Genomic DNA, 5887 nt, shown 5'->3' with positions numbered 1-5887 from the left:
GTCTGCTGATCCGCTGGGAGAAGCGCCCGCGTTCCTATCAGACCTTGTTGTGCTTGGCTTGTGCGCTCATTTGCTTTCAACAATGTGATCGCGTTTCCTCCTTGTAGGTTTTCGGATAAGTTCGAAGGGGGCAACATTCCAGCGGGATTGCAAAGGGCCGCCAGCCCTTTGCCGGGGTTTGGGGTGTCCCCCAATATCCCTTTTTCCCTTCTTTTACCCGCCCCGAAAGGGGCAACATTCATCTATACAGCGACCGATGATGCGTGGCGGAAGCCCATCGCATACAGCGAAGCATACTCCCCTTCACGTTGGAGCAGTTCGTTGTGCGTCCCCTGCTCGACAATCTGACCATCTTGCAAAACCACAATGCAATCCGAATCTTTGATCGTTGAGAGGCGATGGGCAATCACAAAGGCGGTGCGTCTATGCAAGAGTCTTTTCAGTCCTTGCTGCACAATCGCTTCGGTGAAAGTATCGATGTTGGCAGTCGCCTCATCCAGAATCAGGATATGGGGATCAGCCAGCATGGCACGCGCAAAGGAGATCAATTGCCGCTGCCCCATACTCAGATTGCGACCACGCTCCCGAATGATCGTATTATAACCATCCGGCAGTTGGATAATCAGATCATGTGCGCCGACGGTCTGAGCCGCCGCCATCACCTCTTCGTCGCTGGCAGTCAGGCGACCATAGCGGATATTGTCCGCAATCGATCCGGTGAACAAGAAGGGCTCCTGTGGTACGACGCCCACCTGTTGTCGCAACGACTTCTGGGTCACATCACGTAAATCATAGCCATCAATCGTAATTGATCCGCTTTGAATATCATAGAAGCGCGTCAGGAGACTGATGATGGTACTCTTACCCGCTCCGGTTGGACCCACAATCGCCACGCTCTGACCGGCCTTGACGCTCCAGTTGAGTTTCTTCAAGACAGGCCGTTTAGGATTATAGCCAAAGACAACATCCCAAAATTCGACATTGCCATCAATCTCAGGTAATTCAAGCGCATTCGACTTATCCTGAATATCGATCTTCATATGCAGGATTTGATAGATGCGCTCGGCTGCGACGCCCGAACGCTGCAACTGCGTATATTGCTGGCTGAGATCTCGGATAGGATCAAAGAAGCGGTTGATATAGAGGACAAAGGCAACCAGGGTGCCCACCAGCAGGTGTCCCTGCGCTACCAGGTAACCACCATAGAGGACCGCCAGGCAGATTGCCATAGCCGCAACGACCTCGACCAGTGGCAGGATCAAAGCAGCAATCTTGCTAGATTCCAGATTGGTATCCCGGTTATAGGCATTCAGAGCTTCAAACTCGCTCCAGTTGCGATCCTCGCGTACCAGACTCTGGATCACACGCATCCCGGAAATGTTTTCCTGTAAGGTCGAGTTGACCAGCGAGATTGAGGCACGGGTACGGCGAAACGAAAGCTGGGCATGCTTCTGCCAGAAGGCCGCAATCACGATCATAATCGGGATTACCACAAAGGTGAGCAGCGCCAGGGTAGGACTCATAACCAGCATAAAGATGATGATGCCGACCAGTGCGATCACCGAGCCAAGAATCGAGAGCAAACCAGAGCTCAGCATCGATTCAAGCACATCAATATCGCTTTGCAGGCGTGACATCACACGCCCAATCTGAGTATGATCATAGAAACTCAGAGAGAGGCGCTGCAAATGCTTGAACATATCTGCGCTCAGCAGATACAGTGCATGCTGTCCAGCATAGGACATCGTCCAGACCTGCCAATATTGAGCCAGCCACATCGCGATATTCATGAGCAGGAAGATACCGCTGATCACGGCCAGACCGCTCATATTGCCACGTGTAATATAGTCGTCAATCGCCAGCCCGATCACCAATGGATTGGCAATATTTAGCAAGGTATAGACCACCATCAAGACCAGGCTTAAGATGGACAGATCCTTAAACTGTTTCAGGTAGGGAAAGAACATCGTGATCAGCTTGCGGTCAAAGCTGACCGCCTCATCTTCATCCGAATGGGCCAGGCTATTCTCAATCCAGGTATGTGAACGTTTATATTCAGCGTATGAAGCAGCCTGCTCGCCCGCTTTTACCTTACTCATTGCAGCACCTCCGACTGCTCATCAGGCTGAGTCGCCAACATTTGATCCTCAAATTCTTCCTGCTCGCGAAGTTGCAAATCGTAGAGGTGAGCATAAGGACCATTGTTTCGCAACAAGGCTTCATGGGTGCCACGCTCAACAATATGACCACGATCCATGAATAAAATCTGATCAGCGTTCTTGATGGTGCGTAAGCGCGAGGCCACCACAAAGGTCGTACGACCGCGCATCACCGCCTCCAGCGCCTGCTGAATCAGATACTCTGTCTCCATATCCACGCTCGAGGTTGAATCATCAAGCACCAGAATGCTGGGATCAAGCAGCAGGGTTCGTGCGATTGCGATACGCTGCTTCTGACCACCGGAGAGGGTCACACCACGTTCACCGACCCAGGTATCATAGCCGTCAGGCAAGGTCAGAATAAAATCATGGATACGGGCCGTGCGGGCCGCCTCATAAATCTGCTCATCGGTTGCGCCAAGCACGCCATACGCGATATTCTCGCGCACCGTCGCATTAAACAGGAACACATCCTGTAGGACCAATCCAATATTGCGACGCAGAGAGGCCAGTGTCACATCGCGCACATCATGTCCATCGATCAGCACGCGTCCATTCTTTGTATCATAGAAACGCGGCAAGAGATGCAGGATCGAACTCTTTCCACTTCCGGTCGGACCCAGGATAGCAATCGACTGGCCAGGTTTGGCATCAATATTCAAGTCATGGAGTACTTCAATACCATTACTGTAAGCAAATGACACATGCTCAAACTGCACATGGCCCATCACCTTATCCATTACTTGCGCCTGTGGGGCATCCGTAATCGTAGAGGGAGTATCCATCACGCTGAAGATGCGGCTACCGCCGGACAGGCCACGGACAAACCAGTTGATCATAAAGCCCAACGTGCGCACCGGCATACCCAGCAGCAGGATATAGTTCGTCACGGCCACCAGTGTTCCCAGGCTCATGCGATGGTTTGCCACATCGATACCACCAACCCAGACCACCAGTACCAACACAACGTTGAGAATCAGGACCATCAAAGGCTGGTTCCAGGCCGAAAGGCGCATGGCCTGCATATTCAATTCGCGCAGCTCGAGATTCTTACTGCCAAATTTCTCAATCTCGAAATCTTCACGCGCAAAAGACTTAACCACGCGCACGCCGGTCAGGCTTTCCTGCATAATCGTGCTCAGATCACCCACCCCGTTTTGGGCCGCCAGCATCAGCGGACGCAAATGCCGGATAGTATTACCTGCCAGCACCGCCATAATCGGAATAGAGATTAACGTAATCAGAGAAAGGGTTATATCTAAGCGAAACAATAAGACAAGTACAGGTACAAACGTGACAATCGCGGTCACGGCTCGAAAGAGACCCATAGGAAAAAAATTACGTACAGCTTCAATATCGGCAGTCATACGTGACATTAATTGACCCGTTTCCGAATCATCATGAAATGAAAAGCTTAATTCCTGTAAATGTTCATATAAGGAATTACGTAGATCATAAGCGACCAGAGACGAAATGGCCTGCGAGAGATAGCCCTGACCATACGCGAACAGGCCACGTAACGCACTGACCCCGAGAATTGCCAGAGCTGCCCACACTAAATCCTGAAAGCGTCCTGTCCGAATACCTACATCAACCACCCATTGTAGCAAGCCAGGAACAATCAAGGAAAAAGCCGTTGCCAGAATAATACAAAGAACGGTTAAGATTGTTTGCATACGATGAGGACGAAGAAGACCGAGAATGCGCAGATAGATGCGCCAGTTTTCCGTTGCTTGAGTCTGCTGAGAAGAAAATTGCTGTTCTACTTGTGTTACCTGCATTCCAGATTAATCCTTTCTTGACACGCTTTATCCCAAAACGTTGCACATACCCAACGCGTGCCGGGGCATTTCTGGTGATGCCCATAAAACAAAGATGACCTGGCCCACTGCCGATAGCATTCTGAAGTGCGATATTTTCCTCATGAGTAGGATTTCTGCCCGGGGCACGCTACTTCTGGCACGGAATAAAAAGAATGTGTTGCGCCAGAAACAATCAATGAACCCCTTTGGAAGAAAATTGCACCTAAAAATGAGCATAAAATTATCATCACATACAGCAATGGATGCGACAGGTTTAGATCACCTGCTTCAAGTCTAAAAGGAAATAGCTGACATCTGTTTGTCAGCCATTGCACCTCTTTTTTAGGCTTTTCGTGAATTGACGTTGTCGCTGTTGCTGCTTTCCGTAGCCACTTGTTTTTTATCCGGAAGTAGCACATAATAAAAGATATGCAAAAGACTGAACGTCTTGTAGCAATTACGTTGCTGCTACAGGCCCGTGGAAAAATGACAGCCAAACGCCTCTCCGATATCCTGAGTGTTTCAACGCGTACTATTTATCGCGATATCATCACGCTCTCATTGGCACATGTCCCGGTTTCAATGGAATATGGTCCGGGTGGAGGCTACTATTTACCAGCTGATTACCACCTGGAATCAGCTATCTTCACGCGTGAAGAAGCCATCTCACTCCTGCTGAGCACCGATGTCTCCGGCATATACAATCTTTTCGCCGGTGACAACGATCTGCAACGAGCACTCGTCAAATTGGAAGCCGTACTACCAGAAGAATATTTAATGGATGTGATGGCTGCACGCAAACATCTTCTCTTTGATACATCGGCATGGTGTAAAACATCCTCATCCCCCACGCATCTGGAAACGATTCGCGCCGCCGTCTTAGGAGCACACCAGCTCGATATCCTCTATCCCATCCTCAATTGCGTTGCCGCGCCGAGTGACATGGTTCACTGGTACAATATCGAACCTTATGGATTGGTCTTTAAGGGACTCAGTCGGCGGCATGTGCGCACCGGTCGCTGGTATCTGGTGGCAAATTGTCGGCATTGTCAGTCATTTCACACCTTCCGTGTCAATGACATCGAACAGATCTGTGTGAGAGATGAAATTGTTGAGGCACATCCAGACTTCAACTTGCATAGCTACTGGCGTGAGGCCCGCAAGCAACTGGAGAAACAGCATCCACCGATTGCTTTACGACTGCACGTCAATGCCAGCGCGCGCCACAGCTTGCTGCGTAGCGATATCACCATCCAGCAAGAACAAAAAGATGGAAGCGCAATTATACAGATAATCATGGAATCGCTTGACGATGCCATCGCCTACGTCCTCGCATCCGGGGCCGATGTCACCGTTCTAGATCCACCCGAGGTACGCGCCGCCGTAGCCGCCACCGCCCGGGCCATCACCGCCATGTATCACTGACAACAAACGCACCCATAGCAAGTATAGAAGAACTAATTATTTGGAGAATACCACAAATGCCGGAAAACGTTGGTGCGGCCCGACATCCACCTACTCCAACAAATGAATGGAAAGAGGGAGCATGGGGAACGCCGATGCATCAGTAGGAACCACCTTTCACGGGTGGAGGGGCAGTGCCATTGAGCCCCAAAGCCGCACCAGAGCAGGCGGGAAGGAGAGCCAGTGCGAGAGGGTCGTGGCCCTCCACCCATGAAGGGTGGTTCCTACTGATGGCTCCCCTCGCCTTCATTCCTCTTCATGAAGCGGTATGGTAGTGCACCCAAAAAAACGCTTGCAAGCACGCCAGGATCCGTACCCAGACTCCCTCAGCAGGCAGGGTGTATGGTTTTCCGTCATCGAGACCTGAGCGTGAGTGCCCTCATCGTACCTGTTCAGGTTGTCCGCAAAAAAGCTGAACAAGAAAAGCGATAAGCTGAGCAAGAAAGGACGAAAAAGGATGAG

The 5887-nt window shown here is 50.7% G+C and carries 4 protein-coding genes; 1 reads left to right on the top strand and 3 read right to left on the bottom strand.

Going from position 1 to position 5887, the window contains the following annotated elements:
* The 3 genes from F1593_RS29145 to F1593_RS27035 all read right to left on the bottom strand — a co-directional run.
* Positions 1-194 (bottom strand): hypothetical protein (locus tag F1593_RS29145; protein WP_216369006.1); only part of this gene is annotated, 194 nt, incomplete at its 3' end.
* Between the two features lie 48 nt (positions 195-242).
* On the bottom strand, positions 243-2099 hold the full coding sequence (locus F1593_RS27040) for an ABC transporter ATP-binding protein (RefSeq protein WP_149404665.1): 1857 nt from the start codon (positions 2097-2099) through the stop codon (positions 243-245).
* A complete protein-coding gene (locus F1593_RS27035; protein ID WP_149404664.1) occupies positions 2096-3940 on the bottom strand; it encodes an ABC transporter ATP-binding protein in 1845 nt (614 codons plus the stop codon). Before F1593_RS27035 ends, F1593_RS27040 begins: the two co-directional genes overlap by 4 nt.
* Positions 3941-4390: 450 nt before the next feature.
* On the opposite strand from F1593_RS27035, the gene F1593_RS27030 reads away from it, so the two are divergent.
* Positions 4391-5386, top strand: coding sequence for a helix-turn-helix transcriptional regulator (locus tag F1593_RS27030; protein ID WP_149404663.1), 996 nt, complete (start codon positions 4391-4393; stop codon positions 5384-5386).
* Positions 5387-5887: the final 501 nt, after the last annotated feature.

The organism is Dictyobacter arantiisoli (assembly GCF_008326305.1).
In the GTDB taxonomy this organism is placed as follows: Bacteria; Chloroflexota; Ktedonobacteria; order Ktedonobacterales; family Ktedonobacteraceae; genus Dictyobacter; species Dictyobacter arantiisoli.
This window is presented reverse-complemented; position numbering and strand designations above follow the sequence as displayed.

Coding starts and splice junctions, on each gene's coding strand:
- F1593_RS27040 (WP_149404665.1), bottom strand. CDS start 2,099: ATGAGTAAGGTAAAAGCGGGCGAGCAGGCTGCTTCATACGCTGAATAT.
- F1593_RS27030 (WP_149404663.1), top strand. CDS start 4,391: ATGCAAAAGACTGAACGTCTTGTAGCAATTACGTTGCTGCTACAGGCC.
- F1593_RS27035 (WP_149404664.1), bottom strand. CDS start 3,940: ATGCAGGTAACACAAGTAGAACAGCAATTTTCTTCTCAGCAGACTCAA.